The sequence below is a fragment of the Campylobacter sp. LMG 17559 genome (genome assembly GCF_024723605.1).
Classification (GTDB): domain Bacteria; phylum Campylobacterota; class Campylobacteria; order Campylobacterales; family Campylobacteraceae; genus Campylobacter_D.
In genome coordinates this window covers 1-26848 of the sequence record NZ_JANQCZ010000002.1, presented here as the reverse complement: position 1 = coordinate 26848, position 26848 = coordinate 1, and the positions used below count along the sequence as shown (strand labels likewise).

The 26848-nt window shown below is 29.1% G+C and carries 23 protein-coding genes and 1 pseudogene; 10 read left to right on the top strand and 14 right to left on the bottom strand.

What is annotated here, in order from left to right; genetic code table 11:
- Nucleotides 1–153: 153 nt before the first annotated feature.
- The 9 genes and pseudogenes from CAMP5082_RS08455 to gap form a co-directional block, all read right to left on the bottom strand.
- Nucleotides 154–804, bottom strand: a pseudogene (locus tag CAMP5082_RS08455) (cache domain-containing protein); the annotation flags it as partial.
- A gap of 134 nt (nucleotides 805–938) precedes the next feature.
- The gene (locus CAMP5082_RS01075) at nucleotides 939–1346 is read right to left on the bottom strand and encodes a pyridoxamine 5'-phosphate oxidase family protein (RefSeq protein ID WP_263663833.1); all 408 of its coding nucleotides are present in this window, start codon (nucleotides 1344–1346) and stop codon (nucleotides 939–941) included.
- Nucleotides 1339–2049: an EI24 domain-containing protein gene (locus tag CAMP5082_RS01070; RefSeq protein ID WP_337205666.1), complete on the bottom strand. Its 711-nt coding sequence runs from the start codon at nucleotides 2047–2049 to the stop codon at nucleotides 1339–1341. The genes CAMP5082_RS01075 and CAMP5082_RS01070 overlap by 8 nt, the downstream gene beginning before the upstream one ends.
- Nucleotides 2046–2738: a dUTPase gene (gene dut / locus CAMP5082_RS01065; protein ID WP_337205665.1), complete on the bottom strand. Its 693-nt coding sequence runs from the start codon at nucleotides 2736–2738 to the stop codon at nucleotides 2046–2048. The genes CAMP5082_RS01070 and dut overlap by 4 nt, the downstream gene beginning before the upstream one ends.
- A 13-nt stretch (nucleotides 2739–2751) precedes the next feature.
- A complete protein-coding gene (locus CAMP5082_RS01060; RefSeq protein ID WP_337205664.1) occupies nucleotides 2752–3297 on the bottom strand; it encodes an ATP-binding protein in 546 nt (181 codons plus the stop codon).
- A 126-nt stretch (nucleotides 3298–3423) separates the two neighbouring features.
- Complete coding sequence (locus CAMP5082_RS01055) at nucleotides 3424–5058, bottom strand: hydrogenase small subunit (protein ID WP_337205663.1); 1635 nt, start codon at nucleotides 5056–5058, stop codon at nucleotides 3424–3426.
- Between the two features lie 3 nt (nucleotides 5059–5061).
- Nucleotides 5062–5742 (bottom strand): triose-phosphate isomerase, encoded by a 681-nt coding sequence (locus CAMP5082_RS01050; RefSeq protein ID WP_263663837.1) that lies wholly within the window; start codon nucleotides 5740–5742, stop codon nucleotides 5062–5064.
- The gene (locus CAMP5082_RS01045) at nucleotides 5739–6941 is read right to left on the bottom strand and encodes a phosphoglycerate kinase (RefSeq protein ID WP_337205662.1); all 1203 of its coding nucleotides are present in this window, start codon (nucleotides 6939–6941) and stop codon (nucleotides 5739–5741) included. Before CAMP5082_RS01045 ends, CAMP5082_RS01050 begins: the two co-directional genes overlap by 4 nt.
- 1 nt (nucleotide 6942) lies before the next feature.
- Nucleotides 6943–7938 carry a type I glyceraldehyde-3-phosphate dehydrogenase gene (gene gap, locus CAMP5082_RS01040; protein WP_039628046.1) on the bottom strand — a complete coding sequence of 332 codons (996 nt, stop codon included), beginning with the start codon at nucleotides 7936–7938 and terminating at the stop codon, nucleotides 6943–6945.
- A gap of 59 nt (nucleotides 7939–7997) precedes the next feature.
- Here gap and nadD point away from each other — a divergent pair, with 59 nt between their 5' ends.
- Genes nadD through CAMP5082_RS01025 form a run of 3 tightly spaced genes read left to right on the top strand, consistent with a single transcriptional unit; the run spans nucleotide 7998 to nucleotide 11271 of the window.
- A complete protein-coding gene (gene nadD, locus CAMP5082_RS01035; RefSeq protein ID WP_039628047.1) occupies nucleotides 7998–8543 on the top strand; it encodes a nicotinate (nicotinamide) nucleotide adenylyltransferase in 546 nt (181 codons plus the stop codon).
- Between the two features lie 13 nt (nucleotides 8544–8556).
- A complete protein-coding gene (gene rsfS / locus CAMP5082_RS01030; RefSeq protein WP_012661160.1) occupies nucleotides 8557–8886 on the top strand; it encodes a ribosome silencing factor in 330 nt (109 codons plus the stop codon).
- A gap of 9 nt (nucleotides 8887–8895) precedes the next feature.
- On the top strand, nucleotides 8896–11271 hold the full coding sequence (locus tag CAMP5082_RS01025) for a tetratricopeptide repeat protein (protein ID WP_337205661.1): 2376 nt from the start codon (nucleotides 8896–8898) through the stop codon (nucleotides 11269–11271).
- A gap of 52 nt (nucleotides 11272–11323) precedes the next feature.
- Here the strand turns inward: CAMP5082_RS01025 and CAMP5082_RS01020 are convergent, their stop codons facing one another.
- The 5 genes from CAMP5082_RS01020 to CAMP5082_RS01000 all read right to left on the bottom strand — a co-directional run bounded on the left by CAMP5082_RS01020 (nucleotide 11324) and on the right by CAMP5082_RS01000 (nucleotide 18968).
- A complete protein-coding gene (locus CAMP5082_RS01020; protein ID WP_337205660.1) occupies nucleotides 11324–12676 on the bottom strand; it encodes a hypothetical protein in 1353 nt (450 codons plus the stop codon).
- Between the two features lie 196 nt (nucleotides 12677–12872).
- Nucleotides 12873–13247 carry an HIT family protein gene (locus CAMP5082_RS01015; protein ID WP_337205659.1) on the bottom strand — a complete coding sequence of 125 codons (375 nt, stop codon included), beginning with the start codon at nucleotides 13245–13247 and terminating at the stop codon, nucleotides 12873–12875.
- A gap of 43 nt (nucleotides 13248–13290) precedes the next feature.
- Entirely contained in the window at nucleotides 13291–14682 is a 1392-nt protein-coding gene (gene fumC, locus CAMP5082_RS01010; protein WP_139453887.1) for a class II fumarate hydratase, read from the bottom strand.
- A 128-nt stretch (nucleotides 14683–14810) separates the two neighbouring features.
- A complete protein-coding gene (gene glmS / locus CAMP5082_RS01005) occupies nucleotides 14811–16610 on the bottom strand; it encodes a glutamine--fructose-6-phosphate transaminase (isomerizing) (RefSeq protein WP_263702465.1) in 1800 nt (599 codons plus the stop codon).
- 3 nt (nucleotides 16611–16613) lie between these two features.
- The gene (locus tag CAMP5082_RS01000) at nucleotides 16614–18968 is read right to left on the bottom strand and encodes a nucleotidyltransferase (RefSeq protein ID WP_337205746.1); all 2355 of its coding nucleotides are present in this window, start codon (nucleotides 18966–18968) and stop codon (nucleotides 16614–16616) included.
- Nucleotides 18969–19083: 115 nt separating this feature from the next.
- Between CAMP5082_RS01000 and mqnE the strand changes: the two genes are divergently transcribed.
- From mqnE to CAMP5082_RS00965, 7 genes are all read left to right on the top strand, one after another.
- The gene (gene mqnE / locus CAMP5082_RS00995; protein WP_337205658.1) at nucleotides 19084–20148 is read left to right on the top strand and encodes an aminofutalosine synthase MqnE; all 1065 of its coding nucleotides are present in this window, start codon (nucleotides 19084–19086) and stop codon (nucleotides 20146–20148) included.
- An 8-nt stretch (nucleotides 20149–20156) separates the two neighbouring features.
- Nucleotides 20157–21473 (top strand): NCS2 family permease, encoded by a 1317-nt coding sequence (locus CAMP5082_RS00990; RefSeq protein ID WP_263678593.1) that lies wholly within the window; start codon nucleotides 20157–20159, stop codon nucleotides 21471–21473.
- A 9-nt stretch (nucleotides 21474–21482) separates the two neighbouring features.
- Nucleotides 21483–21923, top strand: a complete 441-nt coding sequence (locus CAMP5082_RS00985) for a phosphoribosyltransferase (protein ID WP_337205657.1) — start codon at nucleotides 21483–21485, stop codon at nucleotides 21921–21923.
- A 63-nt stretch (nucleotides 21924–21986) separates the two neighbouring features.
- Nucleotides 21987–24386 carry a molybdopterin guanine dinucleotide-containing S/N-oxide reductase gene (locus CAMP5082_RS00980; protein WP_337205656.1) on the top strand — a complete coding sequence of 800 codons (2400 nt, stop codon included), beginning with the start codon at nucleotides 21987–21989 and terminating at the stop codon, nucleotides 24384–24386.
- Nucleotides 24387–24388: 2 nt separating this feature from the next.
- A complete protein-coding gene (locus CAMP5082_RS00975) occupies nucleotides 24389–24922 on the top strand; it encodes a hypothetical protein (RefSeq protein WP_337205655.1) in 534 nt (177 codons plus the stop codon).
- Between the two features lie 6 nt (nucleotides 24923–24928).
- Entirely contained in the window at nucleotides 24929–26086 is a 1158-nt protein-coding gene (locus CAMP5082_RS00970; RefSeq protein ID WP_337205654.1) for a hypothetical protein, read from the top strand.
- On the top strand, nucleotides 26083–26823 hold the full coding sequence (locus CAMP5082_RS00965) for a pilus assembly FimT family protein (protein WP_337205653.1): 741 nt from the start codon (nucleotides 26083–26085) through the stop codon (nucleotides 26821–26823). The genes CAMP5082_RS00970 and CAMP5082_RS00965 overlap by 4 nt, the downstream gene beginning before the upstream one ends.
- Nucleotides 26824–26848: the final 25 nt, after the last annotated feature.

Below are 26848 nucleotides of genomic sequence, written 5' to 3'. Positions count from 1 at the left end.
ATTACAAATTAAAGCTCTAGTTTCATTTTCTTTTGTTTGAATTTTAAAAATATCTTTTGAAAGACTTCTATTTGTACCTTCTGGTGTTTTAAGATAATATGCAACAATATCTTTACTTGTATTGGTTGAGGTTAAAATTTTAGAAGGATCAGTGTGAAAAAGATAGGTTCCATCATGGGCTAAAACAGCAGCATGCGAATAAGGTGTTTTACCTATAGCTAAAACTTCTTCTGAGAATTTTTTTAAATCATAATCAGCCGCAACTACACCTATAACTTCACCATTTTCTATAATAGGATTGGCATAAGAAATAGTAGGTTTTTTCATGCTAGAAGATATGTATGGTTCTGTGACAATTAACTCTTTTTTTTCTTTGGCTTCTTTATACCATCCTCTAGTTCTAGGATCATATCCGCTTTCTGGAGTTTGGTTGTTACCATTTGATCTAAACATAGAGCCATCTTCAAATCCTACATAAGTTAAGTCAAAACCTAAAGAATCTCCTATGGATTTTAACAAGCTAGTGTATTGTTTTGAATTTAGATTATGCTTATTTTCTTTGATATATTTTGTTAAAGAATTAATTATATTACGTCTATCACTTGCATATAAATCAAATCTTTTGCTTACATCAAAAGCAACTTTTTGTTGAAATTGAACTAACAAAGTATGGCTATTAGATTTTGATTTAATATAATTAAAAACACCTAAAACACATAATAAAACTATAACAAAAATACAAACCAAAAAGGCAATTTTGTTGGAAAAATTACCTAGTAAATATTTTTTGGTAGATGAGAACATTTTTTTCTCCTTGAAAAGTTAAAAATTTAAAGTTTTACTACTATGGTAAATTATATGATTTTATTAAAAAAATATTTAAAAATTTATAAATAATATTAGGTTTTATTAAAAATACAATATATTTTAAAAGTATTTTAAAGAGAAAATTCTAATTTTTTGGAAAGTAAAATTTTATTATCAGTGTATTTTGCCCATTGTATATTTAAAGCGAAAATACAAGCTTGTGCAAGTTTTGCAAAGGGAAATTTTTTATAGTATATTCTTTCTTGCTCTTTGGTGGCTTTTTGAAAAAGAGCTTTGATTTGCACTCCTTTAATAAGATTAATAATATCTGTATCTAGCGCTATATTAACTGCTACTTTAGGGGATTTATAGGCAAGTTGAATATGTTTAGTATGTTCTTCACTAGCAAAAATTAAAGCTAAATTTTTATCATCAAAAGCATAATAACAGCTTGCGCAATATACTCCACCATCCTCATCAAGCATACTTAAATTTAAAAGTTTTTGTGAATGGATAAATTTTTTAATTCTTTCATCCATTGTTATTGGCTTTAAGTTTTAAAATTTTTTGATAACTTAAGTGAGTTAAGAAGATTACATAAAATACTTGTAAAAATAAACCAAGCAAAGGTATGCTTGATAAAGCAAAAAAGACTAAGGTGATAATTTTAAAGTATAATGGTGATGAATTTTTATAAAAATCATCAAAATTGTTTTTATCTAAGACATTGCTTAATACATCTAGCAATAAAAGTTTGTGAAATAAATAATAAAATACTCCATAATAAATCACAACGCTAACAAAAGGTATAATTAACAAGAAAGTAGCTACTACAAATAATACGCATGAGATGAGTAAAAATTTGAATGTTTTAAGTAAAATTTCTAAAGAATTTACTTCTCTTTGTTTGAAATGGTTATAGTATTTTTGGTTGATTTTTTTGACTATATAAGGAGTTAAAAAGGAAATTATAAACATAGTAAAAAATACAGAGGCAAATACTACTATAAAAAATCCTCCTATAGCGCTTAAAAATGCAAGTGAAAATTGCACTATAGAAAAACTAAAAAACCAAGCCATAAAAGAGCCACTAACCACATCTTCAATATAAGAAAAAAATACATCATAACTATAATATACTAGCAGGGCAAAAATAACCAAGCTGATTAAAAAAGGCAAAGTTGAGAATTTTAAAAAAGGCTTGCTAAGAAAATCTTGCAAGCTTAGGTATAGTATATTCATTTAATTTGCTTATAAGCATCTTGAAGTTTTTGATAGATTTCTTTATAATCTAGTGTTTCTTTTAAAATTTGATTTAAAACTTCGTTATCTTCTGTGCTATTCCAAGTTTTTTTATAAGTGCCTTCTTTGTAGCCGTTTTCTTGTCTAAATTGATTTAATATATTTTTTCCAATATAGGTTTTATAAAGCTCAAAGAAATTTAAACCACATTTTCTAGCTAAAACAAAATATGCACTCAAAAGTTCACCTAAATCATAATCAAAACCACTGCATTTGTGGATAATAAGCTCAATATCATTTAAAATTCCATAGATATCTGCTTCATTGGGATTAGAAGTTTCTTTGCAAAAGTCATCAAAAAAAGTTACAGAAGAAACTTCCTCTGCTATGAAATTTTTATCATCTATTTGTTTTTCTTTGTATTCTTCTAAAATCAAACTTAAAATAAAATGCCATATATCCACTATTTCAATGCGCACATTGTCCCAGTTTGCAGGAGTGTGTATGCTTTTCCAATGTTTCCAAGCAAAAGAATCAATAAGCTCAGCACACTCCATATAAATACATCTTCTAAAACTAATCAATTTACCTTCTTTCGTATAGCCATTTTCCCATCCTATACCATTGGTATCATCATTTAGTTTTTGCTGGAGTTCTAGCATGCTTTTTAAAATATCTTTTACTTCCATGTTATTTCCTTTTTTAAGCATAAAATCCAAATTCTTTATTGTCTTCTTCTTTTTGTTCTTTTTGTTTGTTATATTGTTCCCAAATTTCTTCTAGTAATTTAGTGCTATCTTGGAAAATTTGTTTTTTAATATCTTCAAGATCAGTTTTATTTATTTCTTTGTTTAAACTCTTATCCATGGTGTTAAATAACTCATGTAAAGTAGCCTTTTTATGTTCTTCATTTTTTGATTCAGGTAAGGCATCGCCAATTTTCATTGCAGTGGTAATGAGCTCTTTTGGTTTTAAGGTTCCAACTCTTGAGTTTTTCATAAACTCATCGATTTGAGGTTGTACTTTGGCTACTGCTTCTTTTATTTCTTCAATTTCTTCTTGTGAAAGTTTAGTTCCACTATATGAAAATGAAAAACCAAATTGATTTCTTAAACTCAAAGATGCTGAATTTCCATCTTTATCTAATTTTGCTTCTTTTTTATCATACATAGAAAAAGAAAGATGATTGCCATTTTTTGTTTTAATATCCATAGAAAAATTTTGAGAATTGTAGCTAGAAATTTGCATAGCTTTTCCTTTCAAGTAAAGATAAGGTTATATCGTCAAAATAACCAAATCTTGAATAAATTTGCAAAGTTTTGCACTTTGCAAATTTCAAATATTTAGGGAGATAAATATTTTAGCATTAAGTCTTTAAATGCTCGTTAAATCCCAAAATAATTTTAATAATTTTTCGTTTTTTGCACATATTAAAATTTGCTCTTTGTTATGTGTCTTTTTGCATGCTTTTAGAGCTTGTTTTAAATGTTCTTTTAAAGAAAAAATCAATCCAAAGGCAATGGCTTCTTTATCTAAGCCACCTAGAATATAAATTAAAGGCATGCGCATTGATTTAGAAACATCAAGTTTTGCTTGTTCATTAATTGTGATTTTAAAATCAAATTTGCTAGGATGTTTAAACTTATAAGCTAAAGCAAGATCTAAAAACTCATCTAAATGGTTTAATTTTTTTCCACTAATAAATGGATATATAAAATAAAATAAATCTAAGATATTATTACTAATTTTGCTTTCATTATCGTAATTTTCTTGTATAAAATCATAATATGTTTTAAATTGCTCTTGATAATTTTGCACTAAAGTCATAGCCATTTTGGTTTTTGCAAAATTATTTAAGAAAACTTTAGGATTGGCTTCAAAACTAAAATCTAAAAAATTAATCTTTGTATCATTTTGATAAAAAATCCCACTAGTATCACTTTCTAAATCTAGTAAAATATTATTTGAATTAAGCTCATTGATAGAACTATTATGGACTATTTTATCATCTAATATAATAGAAAAATCATTATAAGCAAATTCATTACTCATAGGTTTTTCATAAAAACCAAAATCATCCCAAAAATTTTCTTCACTACAAGCAATGCATCCATGTCCTGCAGCTACCGGCCAAGAGGTTTTGGAGTTAAATTTAACCTTAGGACAATTATTATAAGCATAAGGTCCTTTGCAACCTACTTTAAAAAGACAATAACCTTGTTTTATATTTTCATCATCAAAACTTTGAGCAAAATTTCCTGCTTCAAATTTAGCTTTTCTTTCGCATAAATCATGTAAGCATTTACCATAAAAGGCTAAAGGTCTATTTTGCTCATCTAAGGCCATATCTTGCTCAAATAATATGTAAAAACAAAGTGCTGCGATGATATTTACATCACTTGGGGGACAACCTGGTATATTGATTACTTTTTCTTCTAAGACTTTAGAAATTCCTATGCTTTTGGTAGGATTTGGATGTGCAGCTTGAATTCCTCCATAGCTTGAGCAAGTTCCCATAGCAAAGATTGTTTTAGCATTTTTAGCACATTTTTGTAAAATTTCATATCCATTTTCACCATGTGCTCCTATGGTTAGATAAAAAGGATCTATAGCACAAACTCCACCTTCAACAGCTAAAAGAAAATCTTTTTTTTCTAAAACTTCCTCTAAATGTGATTCTGCTTGATGTCCGCTAGCACTCATAAAGGTTTCATGATACTCTAAGGAAATAAAATCAAAAATTAAATCCAAAAAATCTGGCAATGAAGTTCTAAGTAAGCTCTCGCTACACCCTGTGCATTCACTTAAATGAAGCCATATGAGACTAGGTGGGGTGTGAAGTTGAAAATATCTATGCGCCAAAGGGCTAAATTCATTTGGTAAGCCTAAAATTTTAATGATAGAATTTACAGCCTCTAATGAGATATTTTTTTCTTCTTTGCGAGAGTTTTCTAATAGAGCGATTTTATGCTCTAATATGCTTTTTAATTCTTCATTGTCCAAAGACATTTTTTAACCTTTAGCTATTTGTATCATATTTAAAAAATCATTTGCATTTAATGCAGCTGAACCTATCAATACTCCATCGCAATTTTTTAAAGCACAAATTTCTTTAATATTGCTTTGATTAACACTTCCGCCATATAAAAGCTTAGCATTAGTAAATTCTCTTAAGAAATTAAGTATAGTGTTGATATCATCAAGATTAGCACTAACTCCTGTACCTATAGAATAAATAGGCTCATAAGCTATGATAAGTTTTTTATAAGATAGATCAATATTTTCAATTTGTTTTTTTAAAAAATCCAAGCTTTTGTTAGCTTTTTTAGTTTCTAAGCTTTCGCCTATGCAATAAATGATATTAAAATCAAGATTTTTTGCAAAGTCAAATTTAGCCTTTAAAAAGCTTTCATCTTCCTTTAAAGCTCTTCTTTCAGAATGGCCTATTAAAACGCTTTTGATATTAAATTCTTCTAAGTGAATTTTACCTATTTCTCCAGTATATGCTCCATTTTCGCAAGGGTAGAAATTTTGCGCGCCTTGTTGAAATGAAAAATTGTCTTTTAAGAAAGCTATGCTAGGAGGGAAGATGAAAATTTCATCTTCTTTGTTTAAGTTTTGGTTTAATTTTTGAGCGTAAAGTTCAAAGCTTGATCTTGTATGATTACACTTTAAATTTGCTGCAAAAATCATTCATTATCCTTTATGATCAAAGGTTTTACACCAGGAAGTTCTTTTCCTTCTATAAGTTCTAATGATGCTCCACCACCGGTTGAAATGAAAGTCATCTCATCAGCATCACCTGCTCTTGCTACAACATCAGCAGTATCACCACCACCTATTACAGTTGTTGCGTGAGATTCGCTAATATAATGGCTCATTTTAATGCTACCTTTTGAGAATTTATCGATTTCAAAAACTCCCATAGGCCCATTCCACCATATAGTTTGAGCATCAGAAAGTGCTTCTTTAAACAATCTTACACTAGCAGGACCTATATCAAGTCCCATCCAACCCGCAGGAATTTCTTGCACAGGAGTGTATTTCATCACTGCTTCTTGAGAGCAAGTTTGTGCTGCTGTAACATCCACAGGAAGATAAATTTTCACCCCTAGATTTTTACCTTTGAGCAAGATTTTATTCGCTTCTTCAATTAAATCTTCTTCCAAGAGAGAATTTCCTATATCATAACCTTGAGCTTTTAAGAAAGTAAAGGCCATACCTCCACCTATGATGAGCTTATCTACTTTTGGAAGTAAGTTAGTCAAAGCTTGCAATTTCCCACTTACTTTAGAGCCACCTACTACAGCTACAAAAGGACGTGCAGGGTGTTTGATAAGATTGCTTGCAAATTCGATTTCTTTTTGGAGTAAAAATCCCGCACCTTTGTTTGCATTATCAAAGTATTTTGTAATAGCTTCAACACTAGCATGGGCTCTATGGCAAACCCCAAAAGCATCATTAATATAAACATCAGCCATAGAAGCAAGTTCTTTGGCTAAGTTTTCATCATTCTTAGTTTCACCCTTTTCAAAACGTAAATTTTCTAAAAGCAAAATTTCACTTGATTTTAATTCGCTAGCTTTTTTCTTTGCATCTTCACCTATAACATCTTTAGCCATAATGACTTCTTTAGACATTAAGCGTGCAAGTCTTTTTGCAACCGGCTCTAAAGAGTATTTTGAAGCTATTTCTTTTGGACGTCCTAAATGTGAAGCTAAAATAACTGCACAGCCATTGTCTAAACAATATCTTATAGTAGGGATAGCCGAGCGAATACGACGATCATCAGTGATATTTAAAAACTCATCTTGAGGAACATTAAAATCACATCTAATAAATACTTTTTTCTTTACAAGATCAATATCTTTAATCGATAAAATACTACTCATCTTAAGCCTTTGCTACAAATACTGCCATATCTACCAAACGAGAAGAATACCCCCATTCATTATCATACCAAGCAACCACTTTAACAAAATCATCACAAATAACTTGAGTTAAATCACTTGCTACAATCGCACCATAAGAGCAAGTTATAAAATCACTTGAAACTCTTTCTTCATCATCTACTAATAATATACCTTTTAAATTGCTAGCAGCTGCTTTTCTAAAGGCTTCGTTGATTTCTTCTTTACTTACTTTTTTCTTTAAAGTTGCAGTTAAATCCACAGTTGATACATCAGCTACAGGTACACGCATGCTTTGACCGTGTAATTTTCCATCAAGCTCAGGCATAACAAGCTTCATAGCCTTTGCTGCACCAGTTGAAGTAGGGATGATATTTTGTGCAGCAGCACGTGATCTTCTTTTATCTCTTGCTTTTGCATCAATAATGCTTTGCCCGTTTGTATATGCATGAATAGTTGTCATTAAACCTTTTTCTATGCCAAAATTATCTTGTAAAACTCTACAAATTGGACCCAAGCAGTTAGTAGTACAACTTGCGTTTGAGATGATGTTTTCGCCTTTATACTCGTGAGCATTTACCCCTAAAACATAAGTTGGAGTTTTATCTTTTGCGGGTGCACTCATGATAACTTTTTGCACCCCATGATCTAAAAATCCTTGACATTTTTCCATAGTTAAGTGTGCACCAGTACATTCTAAAACAATTTGTGCACCATATTTTGCAAAGTCTAAATCAGCTACATTTCTACTTTTTAAAACTTTTATTTTTTTATTATCAATTATTAAATCATCACCATCATTTTCAACACTACCATCATATACCCCATGAACGGTGTCATATTTGAAAAGATATTTGGTAAGCTCTATATCAGTAGTATCATTAATCGCTACAAGTTCGATATCATCGCGTTTCATAATAATTCTTGCAACGCATCTTCCAATGCGTCCAAAACCATTTATTGCAACTTTTACGGCCATTTTCATTTCCTTTTTATGATTAAGTAGGTAAAATTCTACTAAAAAAAGGTTAAATTTTAATGAAAATCGCACTTTTTGGTGGCAGTTTTGATCCACCTCATTTAGGGCATAATGCTATAGTCTTTAATGCACTAGCAAATTTAGAGCTTGATAAACTCATTATTATGCCCACTTTTATTAGTCCTTTTAAGCAAGAATTTACCGCAAATGAGCAAAGACGCTTAAAATGGTGTGAGATGATTTGGGGAGGTTTGGAAAAAGTTGAAATTTGTGATTTTGAAATAAAAAAGCAAAGACCTGTGCCTAGTATAGAAAGTGTTGATTTTTTGTATAAACAATATGAAATTTCTAAATTTTATCTTATTTTGGGAGCTGATCATTTACAAAGTCTTGAAAAATGGCATGAATTTGAAAGATTACAAAATTTGGTAGAATTTGTTGTAGCTAAAAGAGATGGTATTTTTATACCAAAACATTTTAAAACCTTAGATACTAAAGTAGATATTTCTTCTTCTTTTATAAGAGAAACCTTGCAAACATCACAAGTTTGTGAGCAAATCAAAGAAGAAGTTAAGCTTTATTATTCTAAATTTAAAAATATTTAACAAAAGGAAAATAATGCAAGAAAGAATTAATAATATAGTACAGATTTTAGATGATAAAAAAGCAGATTTAATAGAAACTTTTGATATGCAAGATAAAGATTATTTTGTTAAATTTGTAGTGATTGCTACTACTATGGGAGAAAGACATGCGCTTTCTTTGATTGATGATTTAAAAACTAATCTTAAAAGTAAGGGTGAAGAGTTTTTAAATATAGAAAGTAGTGAAGAATGGACTGTACTTGATTTGGGAGATATTTTGATTCACTTAATGAGTGAAACTTATAGGGCAAAATATAATATAGAAGAATTTTTAAAAAGTTTAAACAAAGAAAATCAAAATTAGGATTAAGATTTGGATAATCTAATCACTGAATTATCAGATTTAGCTAAAGAATATTTTGAAAATTCAGAATTTGAAAAATGTGATGAGGTTTTAAGTGAGCTTATAGCTTTTTGTAAAGGCGAAGTTACGCTTGCTCAAGATGGTAAAATGATTTTTATAGATGATGAGGACAAACATCGTTTGCTTTTAGAAGCTTACCATAATAGAGCGCTTTGTAGATTTAATTGTTTGAAATTTCAAGAAGCACTTAAAGATGCAACCATAGCTGTAGAATTTGATCCTAGTAATGTATTTTTATTTAATCTTTTGGGTCTATGTAATTTTAAATTAGATTTATTACAAGAAGCACTTTTGGCTTTTAATAAAACTATAGCACTGGATAATGCATATTATTTAGCATATTTTAATAGGGCTAGAGTTTATATACTTTTAGATGAGCACACAAAAGCTTTAAAAGATTTGCAAACTTGTATTGATTTGGCTCCAGAATATTATATGGCTTATTATACTAGAGCCATTACTTTGCTTAGTGTTGATCCAAAACAAGCTTTGATTGATTTTAAAAAGTCTCAAGATTTAGGATTTGAATCCTCGCAGATTTTTTATTATCAAGGTGTAGCTTGTGAGAATTTGGAAGATTATCAAAAAGCTATAGAATTTTTTACTAAGACGATTGAGCAAGATGAGAGTTTTGCTGATGCGTATTATAAAAGGGCTAATAATAAACGCAAGGTTGATGATTTAGAAGGAGCTTTGCAAGATTGTTTAAAATCTATTGAATTAGACAATGAAAACGCAATGGCATATTTGATTTTGGGACATATTTATAAAGATCTAGAAAAGATAGAATTATCAATAGATGCTTTTAAAAAATCAATTGAATTAGATGAAAATTTACAATATCCATGTTTTGCATTAGCTAGAGTTTTGTATGATCTAAAAGATTATGAACAAGCTTTGAAATATTATGATAAAACAATTGAGCTTTATGAAGAATACGCTCAAGCATATATTAATAGAGGCAATACTAAAATTAACCTAAAAATGATTGAAGAGGCTATAGAAGATTTTGACTTAGCAGCTAAATATTATCAAGAAAGAGCAAGAAAGCATGATTTTACTCCATCAGAATTGGCAGAACTTGAACAAGCAGTTCCTTATGGTTTTTATCATTTGGGTAATAGTTTATATGAAATAGACAAATATGATGAAGCTTTGATAAGTTATGAAAAAGCTTTGAAATATCAAAAAGAATATCCTGATGTGTTTTTTAATAGGGCTTATTTAAAATCTGATCTTGAAAAATATGAGGAAGCTTTAGAAGATAGCGAATTAGCTGTTAAATATTATAAAAAGCAAAATAATACTCAAGATTATGTTAATTCTCTTTCTCAAAGAGCTTGGATCAAAAGCAAGCTTGAAAGATTTCAAGAAGCTATGGATGAATACAATGAGCTTATAAAAACATATAAAGATTATATTGATTTAAAAGATGTATTGTTTGAAAGAGCATATTGTGCAAAAGAACTTGAATCTTATGAAGAATTAATAGCTTATTGTAATGCAGCGCATAAGGTGGATAAAAATAATTTTAAACTTTATTTTTGGCGAGGAATTGCTAAATATAATTTAAGCTTAGAAGAAGAAGCTATAGAAGATTTAAATAAGGCTTTAAAAATTGATAAAAACCATAATGGAGCAAAGTATTATAAGGGGCTTTGTTATGAAGATCTTTATATGTTTGAAGAAGCTATAAAATGTTACGATAGTGTGATTTTAAGTAATGAAGAAGATGATGAATCATATTTTCATAGAGCAAAATGTAAAAGAAATCTTGAAAAATATAATGAAGCCTTAAAAGATATCAATGAATGCTTAAAAATAAGTGATGATATTGGGGAGTATTGGATAGAAAAAGCACAAATTTTAAGCTTTTTAGGAAAATATGATGAAAGCTTTGAAGCGGCAAAAAAAGCAAGTGAGCTTGAACCAAAATCATATGAGTGTTATCATTTTATGGGTGCAGTTAAAGTGTATTCGCAAGATTTTAAAGAAGCTATAAAATATCTTAATATGGCTTTAAATTTAGATGAAAGTCAAAATTGGACACATTATTATAAGGCAGAGTGTTTAAGAAATTTAGGTGATTTTCATGATGCATTGCAATGTTATGAAGATTGCTTAAAGATAACAAAAGAAAATACTGATGCTTTGGTGGGAAAAATTCAGTGTTTAGAAGAGCTAAAAGAATACAAGCAAGCTTTAGAGTGTACTAAAGAATTATTAAAGCTTGATGAAGAAAATGAATTTGCATTAAAAAATCAAAATATTTTAATGCAAAAATTAAAACAGCAAAATAAAAAATGGTGGCAAATTTGGAATTAAGCTTTGTATGATTTATTATTTGTGTAGATTTGAAAATTTGCATAAATAAAGTCTATTTGGTGTTTTTAATGAAAATATGAGTTTTAAAAAAAGTTATTTGACCTTTTATATTAATGTCAAACTCCAAAGGGATAAAAATCAAAGACGAGTTATTGCTAAGTTTGTAGCTTAATTGTGAATTTTTCTGATAATTTTTTAAGATTTTGTCAAAATTTTCAAGCTTTAAAAGTTCTTTTTCCTGAAGTAAAAAATATAAGGTATTATCATCAATCTTCATAAAATATTTAAAGTCGCTTGAATTAGCAACAAAATCAAATAATACTTCATCATAATTTTCTTTTAATTTGGAGTATTTTGGATGAAATTTTTTGGACATATTGTGAAATTCTATCTTTTGTGGTTTTAAATGAGTTAAATTATAAGTTTTTAAAAAATCATCAAAACTATAATTGTTGTTATAATTTTTATTAAGATTATGCAAGGTGTTTTTGATACTTTTAATTTGATTATAATATTGCCTGCTTTGAATATAGTCAAGATTTAAAGAATGTATAGAGATTTCTAATTTTTGCAATTGATATTTTTGTGAAGAGAAGCTTATGTAATTTGCAAAAAATCCTAAAAATAGCGCCATAAGTGCAAGTAGATAAAAAGAAAATTTTAATGCTATTTTTTGTTTAAACACGCTTAGATAATTTGCAATCAAAAGCCATAAATTTAAAGCTAATACTGCTAAGCGTTCTGGCGTAAAGCCATATTGTGTAATTCTAATTATAATAGCATAAAATACGAAAATATTTAGTGATAGTACCACAATAAAAAAGGCATAAAGTAATGATTTTTTGATTTTATAAAAAGATAAATTTATCCAAAGATTAATTAATAAAAAACTACCAAACCAAAGACATAAATGAACTATACTAAGATTTTCTAAAAGATTAAATAATGCTCCTAAACCATAGGTAAAAAGCATGATTATATATAAAATACTAAAAGTATTTAGTATAAAAACAAAAATTTTATGAAAATTGTATGAAGTAAAATTGCCAAGTAAAAATAAAGAAAAAATTCCAGCACTACAAAGCCATAATGATAAAACACAAGAATCTAACATGCTTGAAGAAATATCAAATAAAAAATCAAATGAACCATAAAATATAGCCAAAAATATACCAAAAATGAACCAAAAGCTTATACTAAAAGAAATGGCAGCTAAAAAATGATGAAAATAATTAAAATCATATAATTTTCTTGCACATACTAAAGCTATAAGAGCTGTTGTTAAGGAAATATACAAAGAATTATTAGTAAAAAATATTAAATAATTTTCTATACCATCTTTAAAAATAAAATTTAAAAATATATAAAAAATTAGCCCAAAAAATCCAACCCATAAATTTTTCAAACTTTTATAATTTTGTATTAAATTGCTTTTTGATTCAGTGAATGTTTCACAAAAAATTATAAATAGGGTTAAAAGTAAAAAAATACTAGTTTGATATGAATTATAAAAAAATGCTACAAAAAACCAAAAACATAAATAAAAAATAACTCCAAGTGGATGATGTAATAAAGCTATATAGCTAGAATTAATAAATTTTTTAAACATGAATATTTTTTATTTTTTCAAGTAAAATTGATATAAATCCTTCAAAGTCAGGTAAATTTAAATCCTTAATTTCTCTTTGCTGTTTTCCCCACATGCATTCAGGAAAAAACCCATCTTCTTTAAAACGTGCCATAACATGAAAATGCACTCTTGGTACATAGTTTGCAAAGGAAGCTATGTTGATTTTTTCTGGGTTATAGTGCTCTCTAAGGCTTAATTCACAAGCTAAAACATATTGAAAAAGCATATTTTGCAAAAAGGCTGGGCAATCACTTAATTCTCTGTAATTTTCTTTAGTAAAAATTTTTACCCAAGGAATTTGAGAATTTTCTTTTTCTATAAATAAATAATCATTTTCATAAATCATACTAACCCTTAAGAAAAGACTAGGATTATTCCTAGTCTTTTGATTATTTTTTTGGTCCTATCATTTTTGTAGGATCTACAAATTTAGCAAAGTCTTCTTCACTTACCAAGCCAAGCTCCATAGCACTTTCTTTTAAAGAAATACCTTTTTTGTGAGCATTTTTAGCTACTTTAGCTGCGTTTTCATAACCAATGTGTGGGTTTAATGCAGTCACTAGCATTAAAGAATTATGTAAATTATGATCTATTTTTTCTTTATTTGGCTCTATGCCAACAGCACAGTGGATATTAAATGAATGCATAGCATCAGCTAATAAATCAAGGCTTTGTAAAAAATTATAAATAATCACAGGTTTAAAAACATTAAGCTCGAAATTTCCTTGGCTTGCTGCAAAACCAATAGCTGCATCATTTCCCATAACTTGTACTGCAACCATAGTTAAGGCTTCACACTGAGTAGGATTAACCTTACCTGGCATGATGGAACTTCCTGGTTCATTCTCAGGTATGTTTAACTCTCCAAGACCACATCTAGGGCCACTTGCTAGCCATCTAATATCATTTGCTATTTTCATTAAATTTGCAGCTAAGCCTTTCATAGCTCCATGGGTAAAATTAATTGCATCATGGCTTGTTAGTGCATGGAATTTATTTGGACTTGAAACAAATTTAGTGCCTAAAAGCTTGCTTAATTCCTCGCTTACTTTTTCACTAAGTTCTGGATGAGCATTTAATCCTGTGCCAACAGCTGTCCCACCTATTGCAAGCTCTCTTAATGTAGGTAAAGAAGCGATGATTTGCTCTTTTGAGTGAAGTAACATAGAAAGGTATCCACTAAATTCTTGAGCTAGGGTAAGTGGTGTAGCATCTTGAAGGTGAGTTCTTCCTATTTTAATAATCCCTTCAAATTCTTTTACTTTCTTTTCAAAAGTCGCAATAAGCTCATCTAAAGCAGGGATAAGTTTTTTTTCTACTTGTTCTACTGAAACTATGCTCATAGCAGTTGGAAAGGTATCGTTTGAGCTTTGGCTCATATTTACATGATCATTTGGATGAACAAGTTTTTCTTTTCTAAAATCACCACCCATAATTTCAGTAGCACGATTTGCTATAACTTCGTTCATATTCATATTACTTTGAGTGCCTGAACCTGTTTGCCATATTGCTAGTGGGAAATTATCGTCAAATTTTCCTGCTACGATTTCATCGCAAGCTTGCACAATAGCATCTTTTTTAGCATCGTCTAATTTGCCAAGTTTGTTATTAACTAAAGCCAAAGATTTTTTAAGATTTGCAAAAGCATAAATTAAAACTTTTGGCATTTTTTCACAACCAATTTTAAAATTTTCAAAACTTCTTTCAGTTTGTGCACCCCAATATTTATCATTAGGAACTTTAATCTCTCCCATAGTATCGTGTTCGATTCTATATTCCATGGCTTTTCCTTGTAATAAAATAAGATATGATATTTAAACCAAATAAACCCTAAAGTTTGCTTATAATTTAAGAAGTATTTATAAAATTTTTTAAAAAAGTGTAGTTTTTTCAAAACTACACAAAATATTTATTCTACGGTAACACTTTTTGCTAAATTTCTTGGCATATCTACATCATTACCAAGTCTTATAGAAACTTCTAAGGCAAGAAGCTGTAAGATCACCATCATTTCAAAAAATTCACACATATAGTGTTCTTGTTTTGAAGTTCTTATAAAATCATCGCTTAAATCAAAATCAAGTGGAGAAATAGCAAGTAGGGTAGAATCCCTTGCAGCTAATTCTTCTACATTTGATTTGGTTTTTTCATAAAGGCAATTTTGCGGCATTAGTGCAACGGTAAAAAGCTCGCTATCTGCTAGAGCAATAGGCCCATGTTTCATTTCACCTGCTGGATATCCTTCAGCATGCAAGTATGAAATTTCTTTTAATTTTAAAGCCCCTTCTAATGCTAGTGGATAAAATACATCTCTTCCTATAAAGAAAAAGCCATGGCCATGTAGGTATCTTTTTGAAATTCTGTGTACTTTTTCATGCAAGTTTTGTTCAACTTTAACTATACTTGGCAAGCTTCTTAGAGCTTTGATTTCTTTACCCATATCTAAATTTGCTTTTTGTGCAAGATAGATTGCAAGCATCCATAAAGTTGCTACTTGAGTGGCAAAAGCTTTAGTTGAAGCCACACCTTTTTCAATGCCCGCTCTAGTAAGTAATGATATATCAGCTAAACGCACGATATTAGAATTATCCACATTACATATTGCTAAAGTTTTAACTCCTTGTGCTTTTGCTATTTTTAAAGCTTCAAGTGTATCAGCCGTTTCACCGCTTTGAGAGATTACTATAAAAAGAGTATTTTTGCCTATAATGGCTTCTCTGTATCTAAATTCACTTGCTACTTCAACTTTAGTTTTAATCTTTGCAAGTCTTTCAAGCAAATAAGCCCCACTTAATGCTGCATGATAGCTTGTGCCGCAAGCACAAAGTGTTATTTCATCTATGTTTTGCAAAAGAGTTTCATCTATATCTTCAAAAACAATCTGCTCACCTTGTAAGCGTCCCATTAAAACTTCGCCTAAAACTCTACTTTGCTCATAAATTTCTTTTTCCATAAAAAATCTATAACCATCTTTTTGAGCATAACTTTTATCTTGACTTAAAGCTACAAAAGCAGGTTGTATGCAAGCTTGATCATGGCAAATTTTGCATTCGTTTAAATTCACATATCCATAATCCCCATCTTCAAGATAAGCTACTTTATCCACTAAAGAAACTAAAGGCGCATCACTTGATGCAAAATAATATTCATTTTCATCGCCATTTTTTCCGATGATGAGTGGCACAGCATTTTTAGCAAAATAAATTGTATTAGGATCTTTTTTACTCACAAGTAAGATTGCAAAAGCACCTTTTAGTTCAGCTATAGTTTTTTTAAAAGCTTCAAATGGTTCTAAATTGCTTGCATAGTATTCAAATAAATGTACAATAACTTCAGTGTCAGTTTGACTTAGAAAATTAATACCTTCTTGTGTGAGTTTTGTTTTTAATTCTTGGTAATTTTCTATGATTCCATTATGTATTACGCAAGAGTATTGTCCTAAATGTGGATGAGCATTTATTTCAGTTGGTTTTCCATGGGTTGCCCAACGCGTATGGCCTATAGCAAGTCCAAAGCCATCACTATTAAAATTAGCAGTTTTATTAGCTAAATTTTCTAATTTTCCAACCGCTTTAAAAAAGTCTAACTCTCCATCTTTCATTACTGCTATGCCAGCGCTATCATAACCTCTATACTCAAGCTCTTTTAAGCCTTCTAATATGATTTTTTTCTTTTCTTTGGTCCCTATATATCCTACTATTCCACACATCTTTTACTCGCTTATTAGTGATTTAAGAATTTGATCTTTATGATCTTGCAAGCTTTCGTTTTTATGCAAAATCAAAACATTTCGCGTTCTTTCTTTTATGGTTTGAATTTTTGCTGCGCTTAAGATAATATCATATCTTGCAAGCACATCCATCACATAAGCCATTAAACCTTTTTGATCTTTTGTGTTTAAGGTTATTTTGGCATAGCTTTTGGAATAATTCATATCTAATTTTAATTCATCTTTTTTAATGTTTGGTTTTTTTGCCTTTTTTTGTACTTTTAAATGTAATTTAGAATTTAGTAAATTTTCTAAACTTTGTTTTTGAGTATCGCTTACTATATCTGAATATTCAAATTTCAAATAAACTTTTTCATCAAATAATTCAAAGAAGCTCATAAAGATTAAATTCAAAGAACTTAAAGTATTGAGTATATTTTCAAGATTGTTTTTTCTATTCATTATAAGCTCTAGGGTAAAATTATCTTGATTATCAAGCCAAAAAGTAAAATTTTCTTTTTGTGTAATTTGCGTTATTTTAATGATTTTTTCAAAACTATTTTTTATAAAAAATAAATTGGATTTAATATGAGTAATATTATTTTGAGTTTGTTCATCAAGATCTAAAAAAGCCTTACTTCTTTTTAGGGTTTGTTCTTTTTTTACTCTTCTTTGGCTCTCATCAATTAAATTCTCATCCTCAAAGCCTTCTAATGCATTTTGAAATAATCTTTCTAAACTTTTATAATAAAAATGATTTTCTATACCCAAAGCTTTAGCATTGCAAAAAGATAAAAGATGTAAGGTTTTTAAGGTATTTATATCATTTAATTTGGAAATAAAATTTAAAACAATAGTAGAATTATAAATATCTTCTTTTTCTATAATGTCTTTAAAAGCATTAAAATTTTTATATAATCTTAAGCCAAAATCTAAAAGCTCACTATCAACTTGGAATTTTCCTACATAAGCTCTGTAAATATTTGCTAAAGAAATTTCATTTTCTTCATGAATAGCACTTAAAAGTATGGTGAGTTTTATTATTAAAAGTGTATTTTCATCAAAGTCATAATCTTTTTCTTCAAAGTATTTTAAGCAAAGTAATGCTCTATCTAATGCACTATAAACACCTTCTTCTTCGAGTAAAAATTTACTTTGAGTAAGAGGTTTGCAAAAATCTTTTAAAATATTAGCATCAGCAAGAAGTTTTAAAAGAGCAAAAGAATGCTTTCTTTCTAAAATTTTCTTGAATAATTCTAAATTTTCATCTTTATTTTCTGCTCTTCTTAGTGTAAAAATGAGTTTGATATCAAAATTATAATCTTTATCATCTAATTTTAAAAGTTGATTTAATATCGAGTTTAGGTTTTCACTCTTACTAGAATAAGTAAAAAAGCTATTTTGTGTTTCATAAAGTTCATTATCTTTATAGTGTTTTTCTTGGATACACCTTGCTAAAAATTGCGTATAAATTCCACAAGTTTGCATACATTGCATAGCTTTTTGAATAAGTATGGATTTAAGATCTAAATTTTTCTTTTCTTTTTTTTGCATTAAGTTAGCAAGTTCTTGTGAATTTTGTATTAAAAATAAATTAGTGTTTTTACCTTCTAAAAGATTCATTGCACATTTAAGTGAAAATAAAAAATCACTTGCAAGTTTAAATTCGCTTAATTCTTTTTCGTTGATAAAATTAAGCATATAATTTTTAGGAGAATCTTTAAATAATATACTTAAATTTTCTATATCAAGTTGCTCATCTAAACCACCAAAATTTTTATTAATATCAAATTCTTGCTTGATTAAAGGTTGATGATAAGGGTTAAATTCTTGCAAGATTTTTAAAGCAAATTCTTCTTTTAATTCATCTTGAGCTTGAGAAATTTTTTCTTTGATTTGTTTGAATAAAATTTTAGATCCGCAAATATAACGATATTGTAAAATATTTTGTTTTAGCTCGTTTTTAGCTATATTATAAAGTCCATTTATTTCACAAATTTGATAATTGATATTTAAATTAATATCATTTAATGAAGTAATAAATGCTTTCATTAAAGGCTTGATATTGTAAGCTTTTATATCTTTATAAATAAGTAATAAATCAACATTTTCTTTTATACTTAAATTCATTTTAGCATATTGTTTAATAGCGATAATACAAAAAGGGAATTTATCATTATGCGGAAAATAATCATCAAAAAAATCATTCAAAACAAGCTCGTAAACATCTTCTATAAAACGATCAATTTCTTTAGAGTGATAAAAACTAAACGAGCCTTGTTTTAAAAAAAGTCTAGAACAATAAGCTTCATAATCTTTTAAAGAATTTTTTAATTTTTGAATTTTTTGTATATCCATAACTTGATAATAATCCTTATTTAATTTTACTAGTATCATACCAAAAATACTTTGTATTAAATTTTAAGTAAGTTAAAATTATAATTGTAATTTAAATTTAAAAAATGGTAAGAATATGCAAACAATTATAGAAAAACTAGAAAATCAAGAAAGATTAAATGAAGAAGAAGCTAACAAGCTTTGGGATTTAGAGCTTTTTACTTTAGGCAAATACGCACAAAGAATTCGAACTAATTTGCATGGTAAAAAGGTTTATTTTAATATCAATCGCCATATTAATCCTACAAATATATGTGCAGATACTTGTAAATTTTGTGCTTTTTCAGCACACAGGAAAAATCCTAATCCTTATACTATGTCGCACGAAGAGATAATGAAAATAGTCGATGAAACAGTTTTAAGAGATACAAAAGAAATTCATATCGTTTCAGCACATAATAAAAACACTTCATGGCAGTGGTATTTGGAAATTTTTAAAATGATTAAAGAAAAATATCCATTTTTACATATTAAAGCCTTAACTGCTGCTGAGATTGATTTTTTAAGCAGGGCTTTTAATATGAGCTATGAAGAAGTGATAGAAAAAATGCTTGAATACGGTGTTGATTCTATGCCAGGTGGTGGGGCTGAAATTTTTGATGAAGAAATTAGAAAAAAAATTTGTCATGGTAAAGTAAGTAGTGAAAATTGGTTGAAAATTCACAAACTTTGGCATGAAAAAGGCAGACAAAGTAACGCCACAATGCTTTTTGGGCATATAGAAAGTAGAGAAAATAGAATTAATCATATGATAAGATTGAGAAATCTTCAAGATCAAACTGGTGGTTTTAATGCTTTTATTCCTTTGGTTTGGCAACAAGATAATAGTTTTATTACAGGTAAAAAACCACTTGGCTCAGTAGAAATTTTAAAAACCTTAGCTATAGCAAGGATAGTGCTTGATAATATTAAAAATATTAAAGCTTATTGGGCAACCATGGGTATAAATTTAGCTATGGTAGCTCAAGATTTTGGTGCAAATGATTTAGATGGTACTATAGAAAAAGAAAGCATACAAAGTGCAGGTGGGGCAAAAAGTTCAAATGGCTTGAGTTTAAAAACTTTTATAGAAATGATTCAAAGCTCAGGCTATATAGCAATAGAACGAGATAGTTTGTATAATGAATTAAAAACTTATTAAGGATAAAAATGGATTTTTTTAAACTTAAAGAACATAATAGTGATGTAAAAACTGAAATTTATGCAGGTATTGCTACTTTTTTAGCAATGATTTATATTATACCAGTTAATGCAAATATTATGAGTAATTCAGGTATGCCACTAGAAGCTTTAATTGTTGCAACTGCTTTAGTAACTATTATAGCTACTACTTTTAGTGCTTTTTTTTCTAATACTCCTGTGGCTATGAGTGTGGGTATGGGGCTAAATGCGTATTTTACTTTTAGCGTGTGTAATACCTATCAAATTCCTTGGCAAAGTGCTTTGGGAGCTGTGTTTTTATCGGGTATTGTTTTTACTTTATTATCTTTTACTAATTTTAGAATTTGGGTGATAAAAAGCATACCAAATGATTTAAGAAAAGCCATATCAGCAGGTATTGGAACCTTTATAGCTTTTATGGGGCTTGTGCAAATGGGGATTATCACCAAAAGCGAAGCAACTTTAGTGGGTTTGGGCGATTTTTCAAGCACTAAAGTGCTTTTTGGATTGTTTGGTTTGTTTTTGGTTTTTGTTTTTTGGGCTTGGAGGATTAAAGCTGCGTTTATTTTAGCTGTTTTTGTAAGTGCTTTGTGTGCTTGGATTTTTGGTATTGATGGAGCTAAATTTCCTGAGCAACTTTTATCTTTACCAGTTATTAGTGGAGATAATGGTTTAAGTGCTATATTTGGTAAGCTTGATATTAAAGGAGCTTTAGAGCTTAGTATGATTCCTATAGTACTTACTTTTTTTGTTACTCAGCTTTTTGATAGCGTGGGTACAATCACAGGTGTAGGCTCAAGAGGAAAAATATTTGATGATCCAAAGCAAGGTGAGAAAAAATTAGGTAAAACCTTGGGCGCTGATGCAGCAAGTTCGGCTATGGGGGCGGTTGTTGGAACTTCTACTGTAACTGCTTTTGTAGAAAGCTCAGCAGGGGTAGAAGCAGGAGGTAGGACAGGACTTACAGCTTTAGTTACTGCTATATGTTTTGTTTTTACTTTATTTTTACTGCCAGTATTTAAAGCCATTCCTGCAAATTCTATTTATCCTATTTTGGTACTTGTTGGTGTTTTAATGTTTATGGAAGTTGCAAATATTAATTTTAAAGATAAAGCTATAGCAGTAAGTGCGTTTTTTATTATCATCATGATGCCACTGACTTATTCTATTACCACAGGTTTTGCTTTTGGATTTATTGCATATTTATTTATGCGTATTATGCAAAAAGAATTTGATAAAATTAATCTTGGTATTATTGTATTAAGTGCGATTTCATTATTAGTATTTTTATTACAATTTTTATAGGAAGTGATTATGTATTATTATGCTTATGAAGAATTTCAAAAAGAAATTATCCCTTTTATGCGTAAAATTAAGGAAGAATTTAATCCAGATGTGTTACTTGCCATTGCAAGAGGTGGTATGACTTTGGGTCATTTTTTAGCAGAAGGTATGGGTAATAGAAATTTATTTTCTTTAAATTCCATTCATTATGAAGACACTCAAAAACTAGATACGATTAAAATTTTTAATATCCCTGATCTTAGTTCATATAAAAAAGTTCTTTTGATAGATGATATTATAGATAGTGGTGAAACTATGATAGAAATCAAAAGAGTTTTAATGAAAAAATATCCTCATTTAGAACTCAAAGTAGCAAGTGTTTTTTATAAACCTTCAGCATTATTAATCCCTGAGTTTTATATAAAAGAAGCTAAAGAGTGGATTGACTTTTTTTGGAGTATTAAAATTTAGCTTTAAATCAAATACAAATGCTATAATATATATTGACTTTATTTTGTTAAGAAAGGATGTCTTATGAGTTTAACAAGAAGAAAATTTCTAAAAGGACTTGCTGCTACTTCAGCGATTGCTTCGGTTAATCCTTTAGTAGCTGCAAGTGAGGGAACTAAATTTTATGATACTAAAAAAATTCCTCACGCTACTCACTTTGGTGCTTTTTGGGCTGAAGTAAATTCAGAGGGAAAACTTGTAAAAGTTACACCACAACAATCTGACAAACATCCTTCTATTATCACTGATGCTATCATTGATAGAACTTATTCAGATACTAGGGTAAAGTATCCTTGTGTTAGAAAAAGTTTCTTAGAAGGTAAAAAAAGACCTAAATTAAGAGGTAAAGAACCTTTTGTAAGAGTAAGCTGGGAAAAAGCTTTAGAGCTTGTATTGCAAAAATTAAAAGAAACTCCTATTGAAAATTTATTTAATGCAAGTTATGGTGCTTGGGGGCATGTAGGTTTATTGCACAATTGTAACTCAGTAGCAGGAAGATTTTTTAATACAGCTTTAGGTGGTCACATCGGCACTGATGGAGAGTATAGTAATGGAGCTGCTGGTAAGGTTAATGCTAGTATAGTAGGGGATTTAGAAGTTTATTCTTTACAAACTTCTCATGAGGTTATTTTAGAAAATACCCAAGTTTATGTTTTATGGGGAGCTGATCTTTATAAATGTAATCAAATTGACTTTAAAGTTGCAAATCGTGGTAATGATGAGTATTATAAAAAATACAGCAAATCAAATATCAAATTTATTAGTATTGATCCTCAATACACTCAAACAGCAGAGATTTTAAATGCTCAGTGGATTAAAATTCGTCCAAATACCGATGTAGCTTTAATGCTTGGTATGATGAATTATTTATATAAAAGTGGAAAATATGATAAAAAATTTATTGAAAAATACACTGATGGTTTTGACAAATTCTTACCTTATTTACTTGGAAAAACTGATGGTATTGATAAAACTCCAGCTTGGGCTGCAAATATTACCGGTGTTGAAGAAAAAGTTATTACCGCATTAGCAGATACTTTTGTAAAAAATAGAACTTTCTTAGCAGGTAACTGGGCTATGCAAAGAGCGCACCATGGCGAACAAGCTGATTGGACTTTAATGGTTTTAGCTTCAATGATAGGTCAAGTGGGTTTACCTGGTGGTGGATTTGGTTTTTCAATGCACTATTCAGGTGGCGGACAAGCATTTTCAGGTGTAAGATTGCCAGTAGGTTTACCGCAAGGTAAAAATAATCTTGATACTAATATCCCTGCAAGTAGAATTTCAGAAGCAATATTAAATCCAGGCAAAACAGTTAAGTTTAAAGGTAAAGAAATTACCTATCCAAAAATCAAACTTATGTATGTAGTAGGTGCTTCTGTATTGGGTCATCATCCGGACACAAATGAGCTTATCAAAGCTTTAAGAACTCTTGATACGCTAATCGTACATGAGCCTTGGTGGACGCCTATGGCAAAAATGGCTGATATTGTATTGCCTTCAACTACAACTTTAGAAAGAGATGATATTAGTTTTGGTGGTTCTTATTCTCAAGATTATGTTTATGCTATGAAAAAAGTAATTGAGCCTTATTTTGAAAGTAGAAATGATTATGATATTTTTGAAGAATTGGCAAAAAGAATAGGTGAAAGAGAGCATAAAAAATTCACCGGAAATAAAACAAAACAACAATGGCTTGAAGGTTTTTATGGCAGAAGTGATTGTCCTTATTATATGGAATTTGCTGATTTTTGGAAACAAGGATTTATTCATTTTGAAGCTCCAAAAGAAGCTTATAACTTTGTAAGACACTCCGAATTTAGAGCTGATCCTGTGGCAAATAAACTTGCAACAGAAAGTGGAAAAATTCAAATTTATTCATCAAAATTTGAAAAATATAACTTGGAAGACTTTAAAGCACATCCAACTTGGTTTGAACCAGCTGAGTGGTTAGGTAATGAAAAATTAGTTAAAAAATATCCTTTCCATTTGTTAAGCCCACACCCAAGATATAGAGTGCATTCTCAGCTTGATAATACTTGGGTAAGAGATTTGTATAAAATTCAAGGTAGAGAGCCTGTGATGATTAATACAAATGATGCTAAAAAACTTGGCATTACACACGGAGAAGTTGTAGAAGTATATAACTATCGTGGATCACTTTTAGCAGGGGCTTTTGTAACAGATAATATTATGGAAGGGGTTATTAGTATCCAAGAGGGTGCTTGGTATGACCCTGAAGATGTAAGCGATAGCAAGCCAAGATGCAATGCAGGTCATGTAAATGTTTTAACAAGTTCAAGACCAACTTCAACTATGGCTCAAGCAACTAGTGTTAATACTTGTCTAGTGGGTATTAAAAAGCTAAAAGAAGTTATAAAACCTTATAACTCAACTACACCACCAGAAATTATAGGAGCTTAATAATGAAGAAGATTATATTAGTATTGACTTTTTTAGCTAGTGCTTTATTTGCTAAAGATATGTTTATTTTTAATGAAAAAGTAGATCTTTTAGATAGTGCTAGTAAAAAAGTGGTAGGGCAAATTTATGAAGGCTCTAAAGTAGAGCTTATAAAAGAAGAGGGTGAATATTCTTTGATTAAAGTTAAAGGCGAGGTTGTGGAGACAAATCCAAAAAGTCTTGCTTATACTAAAGATGGAATTTATCTTTTGCTTACTTTAAATGCTAAAAATGCAAGCAATGAAATGGAATTTTTAGTTAAGAGTAAAGATTTAACCGATCAAGAAATTCTTGCTTGGGATGAGATAGAATTAACTTATTATGATACTTGTACAAGTTGTCATGCAGCACATAAACCAAAAGAACATTTAATGGAAGAATGGGATGCATACTTATCTGCTATGCAAGGGTTTGCAAAAATTACTGATGTAGAAAAAGATAGAATTTTAAGATTTTTACAATCTCACGCAAGTAATGGACCTGTAAAACTTGACTAATCAAAAATGAAAAGGTATTTGCTAGCCGTTTTATTTTTTGATTTTTGTGCTTTATTGTATGGCATAAGCACTTTATCTATAAGCTATAACGAAGCACAAATTTATTTTTATGATCATAGCTTAATTGCTATGATCGCTAGATTAGGCACCACTCTTTTTGGTCAAAATGACTTTGGATTAAGACTTCCTTTTGTTTTATTGCACTCTTTAAGCTGTGTTTTATTATACATTTTAGCTTTAAGATACACCAAAACTTCTTTTGATGCTTTTATTTCTGTGGTGCTTTTTATATTGCTCCCTGGTAGTGTAGCTAGTGCTTTACTTATTAATGAATCAAGTATTGTGATATTTTTTACACTTTTGATTTTAGTATTATTTGAATATAAGAAAATATTTTTATTTTATATTTTATTGGTTTTAGTTCTTTTTGTAGATGGAAATTTTGCAATTTTATACTTATCTTTTTTCTTTTTTGCTATTTATAAAAAAGATAAATTACTTATTATATGTTCTTTGATTTTATTTGCTATCGCAATGAGTGTTTATGGATTTGATGCAAGTGGAAAGCCTAAGGGGTATTTTTTGGATACTTTGGGTATTTTTGCAGCTTGTTTTTCGCCTTTGATTTTTCTTTATTTTTTTTATGTTGTTTACAGAATTCTTTTACAAGATGATAAGCCACTTTTATGGTTTATTAGTGCAAGTACTTTTGTTTTTTGCTTAATTTTTTCTATAAGACAAAGACTTTTTTTAGAAGATTTTTTACCTTTTTGTGTGGTTTGTACGCCTTTGTTGATTCGCTATTTAATGTCTTCTTATCGCTCAAGAATGCCACAATTGCGCCTAAAACATAAAATTTTTATAGAATGTTCTTTGATATTTTTATTATTTTTTTATCTTGGTATTATTTTTAATCAAAGTTTTTATTATTTATTAAAAGATCCTAAAAAACATTTTGCCTATGATTATCACATAGCTAAAGAATTAGTTCTAAATTTAAAACAACACAATCTCACACATATTGCTACACAAGATAAAGAACTAGCCTTAAGACTTAAATTTTATGGTATTTCCAAAGGTAAGCTAGAACTTCATTCTAGTAAAAAAGCTAGTAAAATCTATGTTAGTTTAGGTAAGCATAAAGTATATTATTTTATAAAATGAAACAAGCTTTTACTTTAATAGAACTGGTTTTTGTTTGTATAGTATTATCCTTATTATTTTCTATGGCTTATGTTTATTATAAACCTGATTATTTGCGCTTGGGGGCTGAGCAAGTTTTAAATGATATTAAATACACAAGACATTTAGCTTTAATGCAAAATGATTTTAGAGTTAAAGAATTTAATATTGCTAAACGAGAGTGGTTTAAGGCTAAATGGCAGCTGTATTTTATACGCTCAAAATCTGCCACTAATAATGAACAAACCTATACCATTTTTTTAGATAAAAACGGCGATGGCAATGCAAACATAGGTAAAAATATGATCAATAAAGACAGAGAAATAGCTGTTGATCTTATCAATCCAGATATATTAATGAACTCAGGTCAAAGTGGAGTGATAAATCAAAATGATTTCAAAGCAAATTTAAAATATAATATAGAAAAAACTTATGGCATATCTAAAGTTTTGTTTGAAGGTGCTTGTAAAGGAAGTACGCGTTTAGTTTTTGATGGTTATGGTCGTTTATATACACCTTTAAAAAATGCTACACGTGTTTATGATAAACTTGCTTCTTTTAATAATGATTGCATTATAAGATTATCTAATAATCAAAATGAGCATATATGCATTATTATAAATCCCATTAGTGGCTATGCTTATATCCCTAAATTTTCTTCAAATAAATCACAAAATATTATACTTAATAACAAAAACATCTACTGTCATACCTTATAAGATATATTGATGTTGTATCACCCTG

Bases quoted from the DNA above. Each gene is read 5' to 3' on its own strand.
- dut (WP_337205665.1), bottom strand. From the start codon at position 2,738: ATGGAAGTAAAAGATATTTTAAAAAGCATGCTAGAACTCCAGCAAAAA.
- CAMP5082_RS00975 (WP_337205655.1), top strand. From the start codon at position 24,389: ATGAAGAAGATTATATTAGTATTGACTTTTTTAGCTAGTGCTTTATTT.
- CAMP5082_RS01060 (WP_337205664.1), bottom strand. From the start codon at position 3,297: ATGCAAATTTCTAGCTACAATTCTCAAAATTTTTCTATGGATATTAAA.
- CAMP5082_RS00985 (WP_337205657.1), top strand. From the start codon at position 21,483: ATGTATTATTATGCTTATGAAGAATTTCAAAAAGAAATTATCCCTTTT.
- CAMP5082_RS00965 (WP_337205653.1), top strand. From the start codon at position 26,083: ATGAAACAAGCTTTTACTTTAATAGAACTGGTTTTTGTTTGTATAGTA.
- CAMP5082_RS01000 (WP_337205746.1), bottom strand. From the start codon at position 18,968: ATGGATATACAAAAAATTCAAAAATTAAAAAATTCTTTAAAAGATTAT.
- mqnE (WP_337205658.1), top strand. From the start codon at position 19,084: ATGCAAACAATTATAGAAAAACTAGAAAATCAAGAAAGATTAAATGAA.
- CAMP5082_RS01075 (WP_263663833.1), bottom strand. From the start codon at position 1,346: ATGGATGAAAGAATTAAAAAATTTATCCATTCACAAAAACTTTTAAAT.
- glmS (WP_263702465.1), bottom strand. From the start codon at position 16,610: ATGTGTGGAATAGTAGGATATATAGGGACCAAAGAAAAGAAAAAAATC.
- CAMP5082_RS00990 (WP_263678593.1), top strand. From the start codon at position 20,157: ATGGATTTTTTTAAACTTAAAGAACATAATAGTGATGTAAAAACTGAA.
- nadD (WP_039628047.1), top strand. From the start codon at position 7,998: ATGAAAATCGCACTTTTTGGTGGCAGTTTTGATCCACCTCATTTAGGG.
- CAMP5082_RS01045 (WP_337205662.1), bottom strand. From the start codon at position 6,941: ATGAGTAGTATTTTATCGATTAAAGATATTGATCTTGTAAAGAAAAAA.
- CAMP5082_RS01070 (WP_337205666.1), bottom strand. From the start codon at position 2,049: ATGAATATACTATACCTAAGCTTGCAAGATTTTCTTAGCAAGCCTTTT.
- CAMP5082_RS00980 (WP_337205656.1), top strand. From the start codon at position 21,987: ATGAGTTTAACAAGAAGAAAATTTCTAAAAGGACTTGCTGCTACTTCA.
- fumC (WP_139453887.1), bottom strand. From the start codon at position 14,682: ATGGAATATAGAATCGAACACGATACTATGGGAGAGATTAAAGTTCCT.
- CAMP5082_RS01015 (WP_337205659.1), bottom strand. From the start codon at position 13,247: ATGATTTATGAAAATGATTATTTATTTATAGAAAAAGAAAATTCTCAA.
- CAMP5082_RS01050 (WP_263663837.1), bottom strand. From the start codon at position 5,742: ATGATTTTTGCAGCAAATTTAAAGTGTAATCATACAAGATCAAGCTTT.
- rsfS (WP_012661160.1), top strand. From the start codon at position 8,557: ATGCAAGAAAGAATTAATAATATAGTACAGATTTTAGATGATAAAAAA.
- gap (WP_039628046.1), bottom strand. From the start codon at position 7,938: ATGGCCGTAAAAGTTGCAATAAATGGTTTTGGACGCATTGGAAGATGC.
- CAMP5082_RS01055 (WP_337205663.1), bottom strand. From the start codon at position 5,058: ATGTCTTTGGACAATGAAGAATTAAAAAGCATATTAGAGCATAAAATC.
- CAMP5082_RS00970 (WP_337205654.1), top strand. From the start codon at position 24,929: ATGAAAAGGTATTTGCTAGCCGTTTTATTTTTTGATTTTTGTGCTTTA.